This window comes from Paenibacillus sp. sgz302191, assembly GCF_057749925.1.
Genome location: NZ_JBYLHY010000061.1, coordinates 1 through 17,924, shown reverse-complemented (window position 1 = coordinate 17,924; position 17,924 = coordinate 1). Strand labels below are relative to the sequence as shown.

Sequence of the window (17,924 nt, the reverse complement as noted above, 5' to 3'; positions counted from 1 at the left end):
TACGATTTGGCATGGCCTAATGCGTCCGTCTCCTTGACTTTCTCGCCCGCCGGATTGTATTGGTACAGAGCGGTGAACCTCTCCGGCTTGTTCTGTGCGGCGATCTCCGGGTCCACCGTGCGGATGACGTGTCCGGCCAAATCATACGTGTACAGCCAGCCGTACCGCTCTTCATCTGTGCTGCCCGAAAGATACCCTTTCGCATCGATCTTTTTGATTACATTGTTGTTGGCATCGTACATGTTGCGGGAGATGACAATGCCGTAAGGGTCGGTCACCGAGACAAGACGGTTCAGCTTGTCGTATCCGTACGTCATGCTGTTGTTCCGGGCATTCGTTTCCGCAAGCTTGTTGCCGGCCAAATCGTATTTGTATGTGAACGTATGCTGCTCAGGGTCCGTAACCTGTTCGACGCGGTTTAAGGTGTCAAAAGCGTAACGGGTGACAAGCCCTCTCTCATTCCGCTCCGCCACGCGGTTGCCGACTTTGTCGTAGGTGTATTGCTTGTAAACGTCGGCTCCGTTCACCTTGCGGATCACTTTATCCACGCGGTTCAGCGCATCGTATGTGTAGGCGATGATATACGGCTCCTGCTCTCCCCCCGCATACCGGTACGCCCGCGGATCGATTTGCTTCGTACGGTTGCCGAGAACATCGTACTCGTAACCGGTTATGATGCGGATTTTGCCCGCATATTCGGCATCCCGCAGCGCCGCGGCGTCACTCAAGCTTGCCGCATCCAAATCGGCTTCATCCACCAGCTTGATCCGTTTCAGCAGACTATGAAAGAGACGAGGTTAATCGACCAGATGTCGGTATCGTCTTCTTAGTATTTGTCCTAAGACGTACATTGAAGGGTAAGCCTATCCTTTCTTCCTCTGTAAACCCAACAAGAAGATTGTTATGTGCTCTGGTTTATGTCATGGGCAAGAAAGGCTTTCGCAAGCCGCAATATGAAGCAATTCCAAACGCATAGTTGCTTCCATCTGATGAACGTTGAGCAATACTTCTTCTGCTGTCAGCTTGTCAAGCTGTCCGCCATATCGATAAATATGGTCGTAGAGTGCATACTGACACATTTCCAACGCTTTCAATTGTTTATTGAAAGTATCTTCCTGTTCGACAAATCGATGATAGGTTTCCATTTGCTCGTTCATGAACGGTCACCGCCTATAGATTGGCTTAGAGTATAGCTCCTCGGCTTGAATATCGCCGTAGAATACAACCTTTGATAAAATGCTTTGCGGTCAAGGATTCGTTTGACCTGTACTAAATCGCTTGCCTTGTTGAATTGTAATACGATAACTACATCAATGGTTTCGAATAACATGCTCTGAAAGCCGATTCTATCCACTTCAAGGGTATCCTCGTCTACTTTCGACCCGCTGATTCTCGAATCGATGTAAATGTGCAATAAATTCCAACCTTGTTCCCGACAGTAGGAACGAATTTCGTCTTGATGATATGCTAAACTGTATCCATCTTTGGCTTTTCCACTTGTCGATACTCTGACATAACCGATGACACTCATCCTGTTTCTTCCCCCCGTTGCAGTAATTTCAATTTATGTAACGGTTAACCGAACTTTACTATGATTATATACCGCTTAACCGAAATAATCAATGTTATTTTCGATTCATGTGTTATAATCATAAGATACGCTAAAGCGTTACCGTCTATAGTGGAGGAAAGAGAATGTCGATTAAATTCCGTCTTCGAGAAATTCTTGATAATAAAGACATGACACAACGTGAATTGGCTAGACTAACGGGGCTACGCCCAAGTACAATCAATCATCTATGCTCAGAGCGAGTGGACAGGGTTTACCTTGAAACTCTTGAATTGATTTGCAAAGTACTTGACATCAACGTAAACGAACTCATAGAGATTAAGTGATAGACTTACTTTTACGGATTTAATGGTGCATAGAGACTTCATATGACTCAAACTATCCATAAACTATCCTAACACCTCCAACGCATTTAAACGCCTGTAAAAGCTTCCTGTTCAGCCTCAGAGCCATTGAGCAAGCCGCCCGAAGGGACAGGGCGGCGGCGGAACTCTATCTTCATTCTTGAGTAAAGTATCCGTAAAGAGTTATCCGCCGTCTTTATCATCCAAGAATCCAGAATCTCCCCCGAAATCGCAGACCGCCCACGGCGTGTCTGCTGTTTCTTTTTAAGTGACTCTTAGCTTGATTCTTCTTTAGTTGAATCTTATTTAATGATTCTTATTAGTGAGACTATCGGACGGTTGGTAGCAGACTCTATGTCTACGATTCAGACTCTATGTCTAGCGTTGCCGACTCTCTGTCGGAATCGCGGACACATAGTCTGCAGCCTTCATTTCCTGCCTTTAACCAACCGTGTGACGGCTATCTGGACAGAGAGTCCACTGAAATAACAGACTCTCCATTATTGACCGCTGACATCTGGCGGAAATCGCTTGGCAAACGCCGTTGTTAGATACTGAGCTAGCTAGCCAATGTTTCCGTTTCAGCGAATTTATCCGTGGGGAAGCGTCTTTCATGAAGTCTTTGGAGTCGGGCGGTATACGCTGTGTAACCGTCACTCTTTATGACCTCTTGAATCCACAGCATCAGTTCCCTCTCGTTTACCTGCTTCCTCACACTGCCGATAAACTCATGTGTCTTCTCTGACACGAGCAAATACGGATGATGGTGAAGATAGTTCGGCAGGTAGTACGTGTTGTTCTTGCTCTGACTGACCAGAATCAGCTTCTTCTCGGCTAGACTCCCAATGTGACGTTCTACGGTCTTGGAACTGCACCCGATGTTTCGGGCAATCATCTCAATGGTGGGGTAACACTGACTCTGGTCGCTCATATACGCGATAATATCAACGAGAATCAGCTTCTCATACACGTTGAGTCCATAGCACCGATGAAGCTTTTGCGGCACGATGGTGTAGCCTTTGTGACATCCTGTAAAGTTGCTCTCTTTGGCAACCTCGTCCATGTACGTATTGGCGGCTTTATTGCTTTTAGTGAGCCAGAAATCATTGTATTTCGTTGTCATTTTGAATACCTTCCTTTGTCGTGTAGTATCGCCGCGCGGCGGCTGTGAAGTCAGGAAGGCGGCTAGCCTAAGCGTTACCTTGCCTGTTCAATGTCAACTGGTCGTCACCAGATTGCCTTTGCATAGTAACCATCGTTACTTATTGTCAGATAGTTGCGGAGGATTTTAAATTCCTCTTAATATTCATAGTCGATGTATGTCTGATGGAAGTTGCGGAAGGCATTTTATCTGGGAAAAACCGTAAGAAAGCGAAGGTTAGAAATTGGGCATGTAACATGGAGGTAACTGGGGATTATTGACGCGGCAGGGAAGAGGGCGGCGATACAAATAGGGTATACAATTCAAGCATAAATGCTGTACGTACAAAATTTTGACGGAATTTTGGTACGGGGATGATGAGGGTAAAGTTCTTCCGAGACTAGCCGCCCGAATCATTCGGCACTGGGTAGGGTATAAGAAAAAACCTTGAAGGAGCAATCCCTCAAGGTCTCATCTTGTTACAGTTGTTCGTTGTAGAGTATTCCTTCATTGTTAATTGCGTTGAATTCGGCAATTAATCGTACCATTTTAGGAACTGATGCCGTATTGAATCCAGAATATGTCATACCATCAATAACATTTTTAAGTACTCTTTTCCATTCTGATTGAAAAATTTCTTTTGTAGTTACAACATGACCGCTTTGTTTGAGTAAATTCTCGGTCTTTCCAACAACATTTTCCCACTCCGAACGAATCACCAGATTATTTGAATCCCATGTTAAATCCCACTTACATGCAAATGAATTTGATGGCCAGTGAACACTTATCTCCCCAGAAACTTTCGTCCTAAGGGTTTCAAGAATGTTTAAGATGTCATCTATCATCAGGCTCATGTCGTACTTGTACCCTATTGGAATACAAATGGTCTTCCACATAATTATCACATCTTCTGTCCAAAGAGGAAACACAATCTCAAGAGCATCAGACAAGGAAGATATATCTTCCTCATATTCCCCAGTAAATCTAGGACATCCTGCTTGAATTCTAAAATCCATAGGTAGTCTCCTTTTTCTATGGTGCAGGTGTTTCTGGTGGTGCAGGATAACCATGAAATGTACCCGAACCATTATTTCTTACCCAGATTCTTGTTGCATCCACTGTAGATCCATCAGGCATGTGTACTTTGGAAGTAGAGCCGCTAGGTAAATCAAACCATCCACCTTCACCAGGCTTTAATGTTGCTGCTTTTTCACCTGCAAACTCTAAATCCGCTTTGCTCCACTGCCCTTGGGGTAATCCAGACTTTTTAGCCATTGCAGGGCCTTCTTTCCAGTCCACCCCATGTTTCCCACTCTTAAGATATTTGGCCTCAGGACGTAAACCACAATCCCCGATATTATGAACCCAAATTCCTAAGTCACTTACAAAGTACGTATGGAAATCAGCAACAGTAAAATTATAAACCTTTACCTTTTCATCGTGTCGTACAATTTCTATGTTGTCAATCTTTAGATGATTTTCGTTACTTTGAACTAGTTCATCGCCAACCTTAAGGTCAACAGCGAGTACCCATCCCTTACCTTCAACCCAGAATGGATGATTATCAGTGGTTTCAATAACTTGGTTACCCAATGTCAACTTATAAGTTGTATCTTTCTCGTTGCGATGAAGGGCAGTAACTTCCTTGTAAGCCTGTTCGCCTGTCTCTTCATTCTTGGAAAGAACCTTATCTCCGACCTGAATGTCTTCGATATTCTTCTCCCCTTCGTCTGTGAAAACTTTGGTTCCAGCAGTGAAACAGTTGCATCCACCCACTAGCCTATTAGCCGATTTTTCCAGATCCGTAACTTCATCAGCAACAGGTTTTTCAAGCTTGTTAGCTCCCTTAACGAGGGTATACACTTCGTCTCCGCTTTTCAAGACGCCAACAAGCGGTACAAGTCCGATTCCATCCAGTGTTGTCTGTCCTGCGTGTCCCCATGTCCACTCCCAGTTTATTAGATCTGCAGACACATCTCTCACATCTGCCGGCAAATCCAATCCGGTAAGTCCCAAAAGAACTTGAGCTATTGTTCCTTCCGTCGTTACCTTATCTGTAAAATTCCCAAGAATCACTTGCTCAAGCGCATCTTGGAGTCTGCTATGCTTCTCCTCCGGCGTATCGGTAACTTCAGAGTGGCCATGTTTGGCTAAGATTCTATCCGCTTTCTCGATGACATCGCTGTTTTCTTCAATTATAGTATCTAGCCGCGATAAAGTCTCATCATACCCTTTCCTTACATTTCGAATCATAACAAGTTGTTTTTCTTCTTGCTTACGTAAGTCCTTTACTTCGTCTAACAGTGCATTGACCTGGGCATTATAGTTTGCCAAAACAGCTTTAGTTTCTTCTATTTCAGCTAGTAGTTTTTCAATTTCAGCAAGTTCAGCTAACCTCTGCTTTTCTTCGGCTGCCCTTTGTTCAGCTAATTCCTGGGCGTTCTTCTTTGCCATTTCTATTAAGGCCGCTTCGTCTTCATCTGTGATATAATCCATTGGAGCTCCATTGCCGACCATGAAACTCGACTGCTTCATCAGTTTAGATACGATAGCTCTAGAGTCGATACTCACTACTACATCTCTACCTAGATCTTTGGCTACTGAAGCCATAGCACCAAGTGCAGCATGCGAAATTATATCTTCCGTGGTTACTTTCTCTCCACGAGATTGCTTCTCTTGAATCTCTCTTCCTTTAACTTCTTGTTTGTAGCTCTCCCAAGTGCCCGCTTCCTCGTTCCCTTTGGCATCAACAAGTTTGGCTACCTGTGAATTGCCTTTCTCTAGTTGGGCTAGTACTTTCCGCAGCTCGTTCGCCCTATAATTTGCATTGATCTGCGTTAGCGTCCATTTATCACTGTTTTTACCTGCTCCTTGCTCCTCTTTCTGCCATCTTTCTTTTTCCTTATCAATTTGCTTAATGATGTTTTGTATTTCCTGAGACGAATGTCCCGTCGGATCCACATACATAATCGGATTGTTATTCGCATACGTATACAAGTTCAAGCTTAACGGGTTCGAGTCCTCGCCCCAATAGCTGTCCGCCGAGATAAACCGCCCGATGTACGGATCGTAGTACCGCGCTCTCAGGTAGTACAAGCCGACTTCCGCATCGAAGAATTCACCCGCGTAGCGGATCGAGCTTGCGTATGCCTCAACCGTTAATGTGGGGTTGCCGAAAATATCGTAGTCGTACTGGTTCTCCACTTCTCCGCTTTCAGATACAGTTTGTACCACATCACCATGACCGTTGAACAGGTAGTAGGAGAGCTTGTCCGCCGCGTCGATGCGGGCGATGTAGTTGATGCCGCGCACATAGCGGGCTTGGACTGCACCAGCCCCGTCTGTCTCCAGAATAACATACTGGCGATCATACAAGTAGTTCGTCACTTTCGCCGCGTAGCCGTCCTTCGAGCTTCGTACCGTCTTGCGAGTCCGCAGGTCGTCGCCATCGTAGGCGTACTCGACCGTTACCCGTTCGCCTGCCTTGACTCTTTCCACCTGCTTCAAGCGATTGAAGCCGTCATACGTATTGCTGACTTTCTCGATCAGGCTGCTGATGTCGCCTTCGATTTCGTCCCCGTACGGGTTCCCGCCGGTTACTCGCCGCATGTCCCGGTTATGCGGACGGAGGTAGCTGACCTTTTGCCGGATTTCGTTGCCGTTGTTGTCGTACAGGTAGCTGGTCGTTTTCTCCAGCACTGCTTTTCCAGCTTCGTCGCTCATTTTCTCGACGAGCTGCAGCAATTCGTTGACGCCGTCGTACATGTACTCGCTTTTCTTGATCAGGTACTTCACTTCCGTGCCGCTCACCGGGTCCGTATAGCCGCTCGGCTGTTCGGACGTGTATGTCTCGCTCTGGGATTGCCGGTTGCCGTTCCTATCATATGCATAGAGAGTCGTTTTCCCCGGCGCCTCGGCTTTTTCGATTCTTCCCGCCGCTGACGTCCGGTTGCCGTTCTCGTCGTAGGTGTAGGCTGTTGTTTTGCCTTGGAACGACACGGTCGCCATCCGGCTATAGCTGTCGACCCCACTCTCGTCGGTCATCGACGCTCGGTTGCCCGCTTCGTCGTACGTATAGGTGATCGTGTGCTTCCGAGAGAGACTCTTTCAATCGTATTTTAGGTAATCGCTTACCAAAGATGGTTGTTTGAGTCGTTAGCATTTCAACTACAAAAAGAAAACCTTGAAAGGCATGAGCCGATCAAGGTTTTAATAAATTTAATTCTCCATGTATTCCTCAGCAGTTTTTATATCATCTGACAAATCCAAAGCTGGATATTTTTTAGCTATTCTCTTCAAACATTCAATGAAATCAGTACTATTCACCTTATAAGAAATATCTTCAAAAATTTCGCTAAGCCAGTAAATTTCTTGTTCACTGCAGTTATCCAGGAAATGAATAGTTTCTTTGGCACTTTTACTTAATAGTTCCGTTATCCTTTCCCAATATTCATACACTTTAGGATTATTTAGTCCAAGTTGCGAACGTTCTTTTATAAGTACTCGTATATGGTTCAGGTCAAACAAAATGTCACTCTCCAATCAAATGTGTTTGGGTACCGTTTGGAAAAATTGTAATTATCTTTCCGTTTTCAACGTAAACCCCCACATCAACATTATTATAAATTCCATATTTTGCACAATGTCGTACACATAGCGGGTATGATTGCCGTTGCGGTCGGCCATCTCCACTGCGTTCAGAGCCAGATCATAGCGATACGCGATCGACTGACTCAACGCGTTCGTAACCGAGCGCAATAATCCGAACGCCCCGTAGCGGTAGCGAGTAACTTTCCCTTTACCGTCCGTCATATCCAGCTTTGCCGGCCAAATCGTATTTATATCCTGAAAAACCTCTCTCATTCCGCTCCGCCTCGCGGTTGCCGACTTTGTCGTAGGTGTATTGCTTGTAAACGTCGGCTCCGTTCACCTTGCGGATTACTTTATCCACGCGGTTCAGCGTATCGTATGTGTAGGTGATGATATACGGCTCCCGCTCCTCCCCCGCATACCGGTACGCCCGCGTATCGATTTGCTTCGTGCGGTTGCCGAGAACATCGTACTCGTAACCGGTTACGATACGGATTTTGCCCGCATATTCGGCATCCCGCAGCGCCGCGGCGTCACTCAAGCTTGCCGCATCCAAATCAGCTTCATCCGCCAGCTTGATCCGTTTCACCAACCGGTTCGAGTTGTCATACTCAAACTTCTCCACATCGTAAACAGACGTTTCCCGCAGGGATGCCGCATCCTTCGAGCCTGTCACTGTTTTCTTCAGCAGATTCCCTACGGCGTCATACGCATACGTCTCTACGGCATAAATGGTGCTGCCGCTTCCGTCCCGGTCGACCGGCGTTCTTTTGACAGTCAGCCGGTTCGCTGCGTCGTATCGGAGAAGCGTCACGCTGCCCCGCTTATCTTTGAAAGAGACGAGGTTGCCGACCAGATCGTACTTGCTTTCCGTGTAATCGCCGTACGGGTCTTTCACCGTCTTTTCTTTGCCGAAAGCATTGTATGTGTATGTGGTCGTATTGCCTAATTGATTCGTTTCGGCGATTTTGCGGCCCAGTAAATCTGTACGCCCTGATTGCTTCAACTCTGCCGCCTGTTCGCGCAATTCCCTTGCTTGGTGACGGTAACTACGAATTTCATCCATAAACTGCTCGTATGCTGCGCGGACCTGTGCAATAGACCGCATTTCCTTTTCTACTTCCTGTGTTGGTTGTTGTGCCTCCAGTTCTTCTGCCACTACTTGCTCACGTTTTGCCATTTGTTTCGTCCTCCTTTGATTTTTGGTATGCAAAAAAAGCTCATTCCTACTCATAGTTCAAGTTGGAAAGAGCTTTTGAAAGTTTATCAATCGTTTGTAAGTTGCTTAGTGTTTGGTTTGTTGGTTATATTGTACGATCTACTCTCTACTGATGTAAAGAGTTTGCTTATCTGAGTGTGTTCCTAAAATTTCTACCCATTATTCAAACTGTTATCTTGTAACCATTTCCTAGCTTCTTCACCTATTAGAATTATTGGTTGTTCTGGTGTCCCAATATTGATGCTTTTTATAAATGCCTCTTCTATCCCCCGAATTCCAGTTAATCTGGCTCCGTTGAGCAATACTCTTTCAACCGTAGCTAATCGTATATTAGCATTATATAAAATTGCATTACGAAAATCGGTCTCATCAAAAAGGCCAGCTACTAAATTAGCGTCAGTTAAATCAGCTTTAACAAACACCGTTTCAATACATTCACTATCAGCTAGTCTAACAGCTTTAATATTAGCATTTGTGAAGTCCACATATGAGATATTAGATTTACAGAAATCTGCTCCTTCTAAATTTGCAGATATAAAAGTTGATGAACATAGTAAAGATGACGAGATATCCTTATGATTTAAATCCATGCCATCAAAGATACAAGCTGTCATATATGCTTGGTCTAGTGGATATTGGGACAAATCCACATCACGCAAATCAATCTCATCTATACCCAGTTTATCACCTTGTTCCCCAACAGTTTCAATCCAAAGACGGTGTGATTCTAATTGAACGATAATTTCTCTGGTATCAGTTGCCATACTTAACCTCCCTTATGGATACCAAATAATCCTATTTGATATTCCAGCATTCTCTATTGCCTCTTTTAATTGCCCAACATGTTCGGGAATCATGTCCCGTGTATCCACAATTACGTTATAATTTTTATCTAGTTCTTTATTAATAGCCTTCATTCCGTTACTTACTGTAAATGCACCTTTCTTAGGTGATGTATGACCATTCGGATAAGATACGAAACTTTTAACATCCCATTTAACATTATTTGTTGTATCAATAAATTCTGCTCCACCATTGCCTTGTGGGTCACGTATAATCTTCCCTAATTTACCTTGTTGCTCCAAATCGAGTCCTATCTCTCTTTCTTTCAAACCTTGATCCCTAATTTTACCACCATGTGAAGGGTCGCCTGCTAAATCGTCCAGTTCCTTTTGAGTTCTTCCTCCAGTGTAACTAGACTGGGCTTTTAACATCCCCTCAGCGGCTTCGCCAGCTTCGGCCTTACGGGAACTGCTTTGAGAGAAAAGCCGCCGTACTCCGCAGGAGTACGTGCAGTCAAGGGTATTTCTTCAAATCTTCTTTACAAGTATGGATACAGTAGAGGTTTAAAGTATTTATTATATCTACAAACCCAATTTCTTGGATTGAGAACGACCTAGCCCAAAGATTTGGGAATGGCAATCCCCTCAATCCAAGATATTTGGATAATGAACCTCATTTTTTTGTGATAATTCTCATGCCAAAGCGATGGAGACTTTACGAGACTTGCCCATCTAGAAGCCGTAACTGCCGCTCTATTGCTTCAGTCAGTTCACGAGACAAATCCAGTACAATGCTCTGATACTCGACCAATGACAACATATCTGACTCACTCGTTGCCGCATTGCGTATATCTTCCTGTATTCTCATCGCGTATGACTGATAGAAGCCCTTGTTCTTTACCGTTGGTAGAACAGCTGTAACAACAGCTTCCCGAAACAAGTCTTGCCTGTCTCGATATTTCCCCTTCTCCCAGTCGTCCATTTGCTCCAGCACCGCATCATAATTTGATTTGGTGTAGACATGCCTTATGAAAGCATGAGCGGCTTCTGACAAGACGATATAGGGGTTCAGTGTTGTGCATAGACGATAGAAGTTCCTCCGACCACGCCTTGGAACCTCAATAAAATCCTTCTTCTGCAACTCCTTTAGCTTGGAAGAGACTGTATTCTCACTCAGTCCTAGATGGAGAGCCATGACTTGCTGATTAATAGCAAACCATTCTGTTATCTCCCGCTTTCGACCCTTGTCTAACATGCCCCACGATACGAGTTCAAGCAATACGTTAACCGCATTGCCATCCAAGAAGAAGCATCTGCGGATTTCCTGAGGAACTTTGGCATAAAATGTCGTATTGACTTCGTAGAGATACGTAGAGTCTTCATCAACTTGCAAGGCACAAGTACTCCGAAACAAGTTAGAGTGTAGTTCTTGCCAATCCGTTAATTTCATTTCCACTGCTGTTCCCGCTCGATTTAATGATGGAGTGGGCGGCTAGCCTCCAAGTTACCTCTCCTGTTCTATGTCAACTAGTCGTCACCAGATTGTGTTCGTTCACGATAACCATCGCGGCAAGTAGCCCATTCGTTGCGGACAATTTACAGATAAGTCCTGACAATATTAGTGGTCGTGCTAACTACTCCAAAAGATGCTTTGCCTTTTCATCCTCCCTATCGGGGCGGTGTAATCTACAGTTGCGTAGCATTTTCATAAACCTGTGAGAAAGCGAATATAACAAAAAACAGGTCAATCATGGTAGTATCTGACCATAATCGACCCGTTGAGTGTAACGCAATAGCGTTATTTGGGGTATGAAATTCAAGCATTATGTGCGTACAACCATATTGACGAAATCTTCACACGGGTATTACATGGGTTATATGTGTTATTGGTTGAATGATGGGGTCATTCCGTACCGGGTAGCCCACCAAACTATAAAATGAACATAAACCAGTCTACCCTATAAAAACAACTGCATCCTTACGCTGAAATGCGAGTGGTAATTTATCTTGAAGTCCTGCTATCCTTTCAAATATCTTATCTTTTTGTTCTTCATTTAAATTTTTTGTCGCCCATTCTTTTATAAGAATTAGTTCCGTAATGATATGCGGTACATCTTCCTCCTCTACATCAACACCTGTTGGGAAGAGGTCTGTCCATTGTAACCCTAATGATTCAATCGCAGGTAGCCAACACTCCTTAAAAAACGATTCCGTAGCAACTGGAATGAAAAAGTTCCTTTCGTATTCATTTTGTGGGTCAAGAATTAACGCACTGATAGCCATAACCTATTTACCTCCAAAGACTGCACTGAATTTGTAATCAGGAAATTCTTGTCTTAATTGGTTTAAACTATTTTCAACTGCCTGTCTTAGTTCGGACGTGTCTCCATCTAACCTAAAAACAAATTCTCGGATATCCTTAATATCTTCAAGGTTAGGTATTTCTGATGAGCCATTCTTTGTTGCCCGTGTAGAAGTTGCATTTTCTAGTGCAGTAATCCGATTTCTCGTTTTGGTCAATATCTGTTTATCTGCAAATTGTTGTGGAGTTTGTGCAGGTAAACCTGTTTTGGGATTAACCTTATTGAGACCTTGAGCGGATTTATCCTCATAAAAAATCTTATTCACCAAATCAATCTCATCTAATACTCCTAAAGATTCTCCTCTTTGGTTTACTATTTCAACTTCTTTAGCACTTTTAATCTTAGGAGTTTTACCCATCCCCTCACCAACTTCAGCCTTAATACTCTTGTTGATTGAATTCGAAATAATCGGCCTCAAGTCTTCAGGTGTGCGCTGCACTAGCATGGCTAACTCAACATTTGCATATCCTTCGGACATGCCACCAAATTCTGCTGCTGAAAGACCTGCTGTCTGCAATCCCTCTTGTTTGACGATCTCCACAGCGTAGTAATCTGAGTAGAGCGTCAGCAGCGTCTTAGCTGCGAAATCACCATGGCTCTCAGTATTGTATTCCTCATATGCGCTGGTTCCCGCTGCTACCTGGAAATACCATCTGAAATTATTGTTATCCGTATCATACGGAATAATCCGCATCTCCGCATCACTAGAGGCATATGGCGGCGAATATGGTGCATTACTAAACCGATCTTCCCAGTACTTCTGAATTTCGTCGTATAGTTTCCCTTTTTTAGCAAATTGCGTGTTTGCTCGTTTTCCTCGTCTTCGACATTTTCCGGTAAAGCCTGATTACTCGCAAATCGAAAACCACCATATGTCCTTTGAGCTTTAATTAGACCGTAATCCAGACTAAATACAACATCTCTTCCAATATTTTGGGCTACCTTTACCATCGCGGAGAGATCTGCATATTCATTTACATCTGTGGTAGTAATCTCTTTGCCCTGTTTTATCTTATCATAAATTTGGTTGGCCTTTTCAGTTAGGGGCACGCAGTTTTCCCCTGCATAAGACACAGTGATCTGTGAAGGTTGCCGCGGCAAAAAAGAAACCTTGAAAGGCATGAAGCCGATCAAGGTTTTTACAAGGTATTAACCCTTTTGATGTTCCTTTTTCGCTAAATCAATCGCCACGGCTAATTTAATTTGAAATATTTTACTCAACCGTTTTTGGAAATCCTTCAGATTATAAGTTTCAATTAAAGGAACTTCCGAATGACTGACTCTGCTAATTTCAACCTTAGCAATTTTATCAAGGTCAACTAAAAAAGTGAATATATCCTCGCCTTGTTCAGGTGTCCAATCCAAAATATATGCACTTTTTACTTCTCCAAAAGTAGCTCTTAACACATTCAATATTGTTTCTGCTTTTCCGTCTTGAGCCAAAACCAAATTTGAGGCTTCTAATTCCTTTCTGAAATCCTGTTCTTGTTTACTCCCTATGAGTTTCACTTTATCACCCCCGGTGTAGCAGTAACTAGATTTCCATGCTTGTCGGTTAAATCGTCTCATCGCTTTCACTTAGAGATTGATTAATCATTTCATACGCAAGTAATTTCACCGCTTCTCTGTCAATTCTGCCATATTCGAGTATGTCTGCAATTTCATCAATCCTATGCTCAGTACGATCCGAATTATAAACATTTTGATACATTTTCAAAATATCCTCCATTTTTTCCTCCTACCATACGTAATGGTTTTTTTGCAGAGGCGGGAATTCCCGTCTCTGTCTGGGACTGAATCGCAAAAGAGGCAATTTGATCGTCGTTAGCCAATCGGGACGCCAGTCGAACTGGGGGTTTTCGTATACAAAAAGAAGACCTTGGGGAACTCCCAAGGTCTTTATTTATATCGTAATATTTATTCTTTTAAGTTGTTCCTCCAAGTTCCAGTTTTGCGTTTTTTTTCTACTATTACTAAACCATTTAGCACCTTCGCTAATCCATAAATCCCTATATTCTTCAATAGTCATTGGTTGGTCCATAGCATCATCATGAAAACCTGATTGAAAGCCACAACAAGGACAAATACATTGTGTTGCGTATCCTAGTTCATCCCTTTGTGGATAATCTAATCCATTATACCCACAAACCATACATATATGCATACTTTTTGCTCCCTTTTATGGCGATGCATTTGTAATTCTCATAAAATAATTATAACCAGCGTCAGGGTCAGAACTACCAAACTTGGGTTTATACAAACTTCCGATTGTTCCATCATTATGAACAAATACCATATCGTTAGTCTGCTATTATAAATTATCTTAGTATTCCCTTGGTATCTTTGAATAATATTAACTCCATCAACTTTTGATGTAGCTAAGTCGTACGCTAGATTATAATAATCATCTTTAGTAAAATCATCACCATATTCTCTTTGCGCGTTCGCCCTCTTTGATATAGCACCACGTACATGAATATCATAATGGTCATCAAAGTAAAGAAAAAAGGGCGAAGCCCGCCGAAAGATCAAAGCCGCTGAGCCTCCGGCAACCGGAACGCCTTACCCCATCGCCTGATGGGATAAACGGACTGCCGCTATTGATTCCTCTGTGCAGGGGTCTTGCTGGCTCTTCACTCCGATCCCGGACTGCGCAGCCTGTCCCCCATCAGTGTCTTGCCCTGCATGGGAGCTCACTTGTGGCAGGCTGTGAGGCTACCGCCGTGGGCATGGGCTTTGATCATTTGGGGTTTACGACACTTGGAAGCACCGAAAGGGTGTGTTGCATTTCCAGCGGAGAGCGGCGGTGACAAATAAGAAACGCCGCCAAGCGTAATCGCAAGGCGGCTAGTATGGTTACACAAAATTCTTTATAGGCTCAATCGCTCGTTTCTTACCATATCCTTCCCCAACTTAAATGGCGGAGGAGGAACTATTCGCTTCTGATTACTTTTCTTCCAGACTTCAGATGCTCTTGAAAAAAGCTAAAATCAAATAATTTCCCTTGAGAACTAGTATGTTCATACTTAGTTTTCTTTGAATGTGCACGCTTTGTACTGCTAATATTCGTAAAATCATAAGGAACAGTTTCTTCCGTATTAAAGATTAATGTGATTTTGGGGTTATTTTCAGTCACAATAATTATTGATGCGTAATAGTCATCGAGGAAAGATAGGTCGCCTCCACACATACAAACCACATCACCTTTATTAAGTGTATATGGCCAGGTATGATATTGCTTACGTCCTGTATGAAAATCTCCTTCAACTAACTTGAAATCTGCACCCTTGACGCCTTCTATTTGAATTTTCATTTTCCCAAATACAAAGAGCGAATCATCCTCTACTTGAAATCCTTGCATTTCTGCCTGATCTTTAAAATCATAAATATTTACAATTGAATTTATCAATTCAAATTCATAAACACCCTTAATATCATTTGGAAAATTCAAAAAAATGGTTGGAGTAACTTCCATATCAGCACCTACTATACCATCAAATTCTTTCTTACTAATATCAAGAGTTAGTTTCATCTTCATCCTCACTTTCTTGTAATAGTATACTGATCTAGCATTTCGGATTTGATATTTTCACCATCAGTAGTTTTATAGCTGCCGTCATTCGGAATCTCCCGTCTATCACCTTTGATTTGCAGCCCCTTATCATCTAATGTTTTCACTATTTTATTCATGTTAGAACGTGAACCAGTGATTATAATTTCCCCATCTTGAGATAAAACTCTTAATACCTCAGGATTCAATGCATCATAATTAAAAGGATTTTCGATGATAATTTTACTTTGGCTACCTGTTTTAATGTTAGATAGATTTGTAGCATCTCCATAATGAACTCCTGGAGCTTTAGGATCAATATCAATATTGTAAGCACCCTCTGTAGGCTTACCTCTTGCACCAATATTAAGCGTTCCATTGCTTGAGGCAGGTGCATCTAAGAATTTCCCTACACCCTCATGAACTCCCAATCCATCCCCGTCGGAGCCCTTCTTCTTGCCTTCAAACCCTTTCCCACCAGAGTGTTTCCCGTCGGGGATAAACATTTTTGTGCGCTTACTCGGTGAGAAGTTTGTTAAAAATGCGCCAAATACTCGAGCTTGATCCTCTTTGGACAGTTTGGAAAAATCTTCAACCGCTTTCTCCGCTTCCTCATACGTTGCTTTAGGGTCACTTACCCTTGCCCAGATCTCCTGACCGGTGTCAACCGCTCCATCGATAACTGCTTTTCCCGCACCAGGAGGATCTACCGCAGTATAGATTACAAAATCAAATGTGTCGGAAACCGAGCCCCCCATCTCCATGATAAAACCGAGAAGTGCTTCCTCAACAACAGTTCCTCGTTTTTCCTCTGGTTTTGAGAAATCAATATTGTCCAAATATTTATATTTTTCTATAAATTTCTCAGCTTTTTCCACTGAGATCTCGCCTCTGGCTACGGCGTCTTCTATCCGTTCTTTTCCCTTTCTTAGCTGTTCTTTTAATGTGTTAATTCTGTCGCCTGTCTGTTTAAGCTCCTTGAGCTGGCCTCTAATTTCTTTTAAAAGTTTCTCAGCTTCATCATGCTGCTCTTTGAAAGCCTTTATCAGCTTCTGTGTCTCCTCAATCTGCCTATCCAGTTCCTCCATTTCCTTTTGCCGCTGCTCTTCCGCTTCCCTTATCGATTGGTGTGCGGCTTCGAGCAAGGCCGCGTTATCTTCCTCAGTAATATGATCCATCGGTTCTCCATATGAGGGTACTATCCCGAATATGCTTAACAAATCGAATGGATCAAAACCGCTGACGAAAGGATTATAAAAACTTTCCGAGGAACTATTGGAACTGGAAGAGTCACTTCCTCCGTTAACACCACTCTGATTCCCGGAATTTCCACTTGATTTACTACTTTGGGACATGGACTGGATAATTTGAACTCCAGCATCCACAATAGCCCCTACAACGCTTCCGATAGCTCCTCCTACAAGTCCTCCTACGACTCCCCCAACGAGCGAACCCAAGCTGAAGGACGGATAATGCCCCGTCGGATCCACATACATGATCGGATTGTTATTCGCATACGTATACAAGTTCAAGCTTAACGGGTTCGAGTCCTCACCCCAGTAACTGTCCGCAGAGATAAACCGCCCAATATATGGATCGTAGTATCTCGCGCGCAGGTAATACAAGCCGACTTCCGAATCGTAGAACTCTCCAGCATAGCGGATCGCGCTCGTATAGGATTCTTCTACCGTCAGAATCGGGTTGCCAAAAATGTCGTAGTCGTACTGGTTCTCGACTTCTCCGCTCTCGCTTACGGTCTGTACCACGTCGCCGTGACCGTTGAACAGGTAGTAGGAGAGCTTGTCCGCCGCGTCGATGCGGGCGATGTAGTTGATGCCGCGCACATAGCGAGCTTGCATCGCACCAGCCCCGTCTGTCTCCAGAATAACATACTGGCGATCGTACAAGTAGTTCGTCACTTTCGCCGCGTAGCCGTCCTTCGAGCTTCGTACCGTCTTGCGAGTCCGCAGGTCGTCGCCATCGTAGACGTACTCGACCGTTACCCGTTCGCCTGCCTTGACTCTCTCCACTTGCTTCAAGCGGTTGAAGCCGTCATACGTATTGCTGACTTTCTCGATCAGGCTGCTGATGTCGCCCTCGATTTCATCCCCGTACGGGTTCCCGCCGGTCACTCGCCGCATGTCCCGGTTGTGCGGACGGAGGTAGCTGACCTTTTGGCGAATTTCGTTGCCGTTGTTGTCGTACAGGTAGCTGGTCGTTTTCTCCAGCACTGCTTTGCCGGCTTCGTCGCTCATTTTCTCGACGAGCTGCAGCAGTTCGTTGACGCCGTCGTACATGTACTCGCTTTTCTTGATCAGGTACTTCACTTCCGTGCCGCTCACCGGGTCCGTATAGCCGCTCGGCT

General features: G+C 43.9%; 21 protein-coding genes. 1 reads left to right on the top strand and 20 read right to left on the bottom strand.

The features are described 5' to 3' along the window. The 3 genes from AC3G2T_RS38245 to AC3G2T_RS38235 all read right to left on the bottom strand — a co-directional run. Positions 1-758: hypothetical protein (locus AC3G2T_RS38245; RefSeq protein WP_488438743.1), on the bottom strand; the 758-nt coding region annotated here is incomplete at its 3' end. 162 nt (positions 759-920) lie between these two features. Next, positions 921-1,157 (bottom strand): hypothetical protein, encoded by a 237-nt coding sequence (locus tag AC3G2T_RS38240; protein ID WP_488438742.1) that lies wholly within the window; start codon positions 1,155-1,157, stop codon positions 921-923. Next, positions 1,154-1,531: a recombinase family protein gene (locus AC3G2T_RS38235; protein WP_488438741.1), complete on the bottom strand. Its 378-nt coding sequence runs from the start codon at positions 1,529-1,531 to the stop codon at positions 1,154-1,156. Before AC3G2T_RS38235 ends, AC3G2T_RS38240 begins: the two co-directional genes overlap by 4 nt. 164 nt (positions 1,532-1,695) lie before the next feature. Between AC3G2T_RS38235 and AC3G2T_RS38230 the strand changes: the two genes are divergently transcribed. Beyond that, positions 1,696-1,896 carry a helix-turn-helix domain-containing protein gene (locus AC3G2T_RS38230; RefSeq protein WP_488438740.1) on the top strand — a complete coding sequence of 67 codons (201 nt, stop codon included), beginning with the start codon at positions 1,696-1,698 and terminating at the stop codon, positions 1,894-1,896. Between the two features lie 577 nt (positions 1,897-2,473). Here the strand turns inward: AC3G2T_RS38230 and AC3G2T_RS38225 are convergent. The 17 genes from AC3G2T_RS38225 to AC3G2T_RS38145 form a co-directional block, all read right to left on the bottom strand. Next, a complete protein-coding gene (locus AC3G2T_RS38225; protein ID WP_488438739.1) occupies positions 2,474-3,037 on the bottom strand; it encodes a helix-turn-helix domain-containing protein in 564 nt (187 codons plus the stop codon). A gap of 497 nt (positions 3,038-3,534) precedes the next feature. After that, positions 3,535-4,071: a hypothetical protein gene (locus tag AC3G2T_RS38220; protein ID WP_488438738.1), complete on the bottom strand. Its 537-nt coding sequence runs from the start codon at positions 4,069-4,071 to the stop codon at positions 3,535-3,537. Positions 4,072-4,087: 16 nt separating this feature from the next. After that, positions 4,088-7,099 (bottom strand): polymorphic toxin-type HINT domain-containing protein, encoded by a 3,012-nt coding sequence (locus AC3G2T_RS38215; protein WP_488438737.1) that lies wholly within the window; start codon positions 7,097-7,099, stop codon positions 4,088-4,090. Between the two features lie 174 nt (positions 7,100-7,273). Beyond that, on the bottom strand, positions 7,274-7,582 hold the full coding sequence (locus AC3G2T_RS38210; protein ID WP_488438736.1) for a hypothetical protein: 309 nt from the start codon (positions 7,580-7,582) through the stop codon (positions 7,274-7,276). Positions 7,583-7,633: 51 nt separating this feature from the next. After that, positions 7,634-7,918 (bottom strand): hypothetical protein, encoded by a 285-nt coding sequence (locus AC3G2T_RS38205; protein ID WP_488438735.1) that lies wholly within the window; start codon positions 7,916-7,918, stop codon positions 7,634-7,636. After that, positions 7,854-8,825, bottom strand: coding sequence for a hypothetical protein (locus tag AC3G2T_RS38200; protein ID WP_488438734.1), 972 nt, complete (start codon positions 8,823-8,825; stop codon positions 7,854-7,856). Before AC3G2T_RS38200 ends, AC3G2T_RS38205 begins: the two co-directional genes overlap by 65 nt. A gap of 191 nt (positions 8,826-9,016) precedes the next feature. Further along, the gene (locus AC3G2T_RS38195) at positions 9,017-9,628 is read right to left on the bottom strand and encodes a pentapeptide repeat-containing protein (protein ID WP_488438733.1); all 612 of its coding nucleotides are present in this window, start codon (positions 9,626-9,628) and stop codon (positions 9,017-9,019) included. Between the two features lie 12 nt (positions 9,629-9,640). After that, entirely contained in the window at positions 9,641-10,078 is a 438-nt protein-coding gene (locus AC3G2T_RS38190; protein ID WP_488438732.1) for an ADP-ribosyltransferase family protein, read from the bottom strand. Positions 10,079-10,361: 283 nt separating this feature from the next. After that, the gene (locus AC3G2T_RS38185; protein WP_488438731.1) at positions 10,362-11,039 is read right to left on the bottom strand and encodes a helix-turn-helix transcriptional regulator; all 678 of its coding nucleotides are present in this window, start codon (positions 11,037-11,039) and stop codon (positions 10,362-10,364) included. Positions 11,040-11,599: 560 nt separating this feature from the next. Next, on the bottom strand, positions 11,600-11,929 hold the full coding sequence (locus AC3G2T_RS38180; RefSeq protein WP_488438730.1) for a hypothetical protein: 330 nt from the start codon (positions 11,927-11,929) through the stop codon (positions 11,600-11,602). Between the two features lie 3 nt (positions 11,930-11,932). Then, positions 11,933-12,703: a hypothetical protein gene (locus AC3G2T_RS38175; RefSeq protein ID WP_488438729.1), complete on the bottom strand. Its 771-nt coding sequence runs from the start codon at positions 12,701-12,703 to the stop codon at positions 11,933-11,935. After that, positions 12,646-13,059 (bottom strand): hypothetical protein, encoded by a 414-nt coding sequence (locus tag AC3G2T_RS38170; RefSeq protein ID WP_488438728.1) that lies wholly within the window; start codon positions 13,057-13,059, stop codon positions 12,646-12,648. The genes AC3G2T_RS38175 and AC3G2T_RS38170 overlap by 58 nt, the downstream gene beginning before the upstream one ends. Positions 13,060-13,158: 99 nt before the next feature. Beyond that, positions 13,159-13,518 carry a hypothetical protein gene (locus tag AC3G2T_RS38165; RefSeq protein ID WP_488438727.1) on the bottom strand — a complete coding sequence of 120 codons (360 nt, stop codon included), beginning with the start codon at positions 13,516-13,518 and terminating at the stop codon, positions 13,159-13,161. A gap of 46 nt (positions 13,519-13,564) precedes the next feature. Continuing rightward, positions 13,565-13,738, bottom strand: a complete 174-nt coding sequence (locus AC3G2T_RS38160; protein ID WP_488438726.1) for a hypothetical protein — start codon at positions 13,736-13,738, stop codon at positions 13,565-13,567. 174 nt (positions 13,739-13,912) lie between these two features. Beyond that, positions 13,913-14,173 carry a hypothetical protein gene (locus AC3G2T_RS38155; protein WP_488438725.1) on the bottom strand — a complete coding sequence of 87 codons (261 nt, stop codon included), beginning with the start codon at positions 14,171-14,173 and terminating at the stop codon, positions 13,913-13,915. 768 nt (positions 14,174-14,941) lie between these two features. Next, the gene (locus AC3G2T_RS38150) at positions 14,942-15,541 is read right to left on the bottom strand and encodes a hypothetical protein (RefSeq protein WP_488438724.1); all 600 of its coding nucleotides are present in this window, start codon (positions 15,539-15,541) and stop codon (positions 14,942-14,944) included. A gap of 8 nt (positions 15,542-15,549) precedes the next feature. Further along, positions 15,550-17,924: RHS repeat-associated core domain-containing protein (locus AC3G2T_RS38145; RefSeq protein ID WP_488438723.1), on the bottom strand; the 2,375-nt coding region annotated here is incomplete at its 5' end.